This is a genomic window from Carboxylicivirga marina, assembly GCF_016612505.1.
In the GTDB taxonomy this organism is placed as follows: Bacteria; Bacteroidota; Bacteroidia; order Bacteroidales; family Marinilabiliaceae; genus Carboxylicivirga; species Carboxylicivirga marina.
The window spans coordinates 1-1,180 of the sequence record NZ_JAENRR010000148.1; the positions used below are offsets into that span (position 1 = coordinate 1).

The 1,180-nt window shown below is 32.5% G+C and carries 1 protein-coding gene; it reads left to right on the top strand.

Annotated features, from left to right (window positions below):
- Positions 1-207 precede the first annotated feature (207 nt).
- Positions 208-945 carry a YARHG domain-containing protein gene (locus JIV24_RS22145; protein WP_200467267.1) on the top strand — a complete coding sequence of 246 codons (738 nt, stop codon included), beginning with the start codon at positions 208-210 and terminating at the stop codon, positions 943-945.
- Positions 946-1,180 lie beyond the last annotated feature (235 nt).

The window sequence follows — 1,180 nt, forward strand, 5'->3', positions numbered from 1 at the left end:
CATGAAAAAGTGGCTTAAAAACTTGTAATTAATTAGAGTATATGAAAAGATAAAAACAAATAAAAGATTTGGCTCAGTGGAGTTTTGGAAGGTTTGGTTCGTTAAATCGCCATACGCTTCATCTAGCCAACCGTTAGGCAAAATTGAAATATAATCCACTGGCATACATCTCAATAATATCAAAATGTCAGTTTTAAAATGTTTGTAATGAGATTAATAAATTTGACAATTATCTATTGTCTTGTATTCTCAAGCGCTAAAAGTCAAGATGAGAACTATGATTCAATTCCAATTGACTTTCCAAATAATTATGTAGTTGATCAATGGTCACCAAGTGCTTTTGATGGTAGTTACGTATTTTACCCTGATAGAACCTTTGTTTTTATACGAGGAGATCATGAACAGAGTTGGAAGATATTCGACCTAGGTATTTGGAGAATAGGTAAAAACGAAATTTTGATAGATATATATAAAACTGTTGGAATAAGAGGTGCAGGGAATATAATAAATCCTGATTGTTTTTATGCCGCAAATCCAGACGATTACTGCATGTATGAAGCATACGTAAAATTTGAGGAATGGAAAGATGATCTAATGACTTTTGAAATTAAAACCTTAACATATGATTACTGTTCTATTGATACATGCAGGAAAGCTACTTCGATTGAAATTGACTTGAACAGGTATCAACTTCCAGGCAAATATAAAGTTGCATCTTGTAGATTATTAAAAGAAACAGATATTGCAGGACTCTCAACAAAGCAACTTAGAATTATGAGGAATGAGATTTTTGCAAGGTATGGCTATAGTTTTAAGTCAGAGGATTTAAGTAATTATTTTTCTTCAAAGGAATGGTATAATCCCGTTAGCGATAATGTTGATCAATACTTAACGGAAGTCGAAAAAAAGAATATTAAACTTATAAGAAAGTTAGAAGCTAAATAACTTTGCCTAACACGCTAGTATAAAGCAATTGGCGGTTGTGAGCAATTGGAAGTTCGGTTTGATAATTGAACACCGCCAAATCTTTGATTTGGCTTTAGTAATGCAAAAATAAAAACAAATCAAAGATTTGGCTCGGAGAGTTTTGGTAGGTTTGGTTTGTTAAATTGCCAATCGCTTCATCGTGTGCCGAGAAGTAGTGAACGGCAAAATATTCACTACATGCTGTAAATTGAGA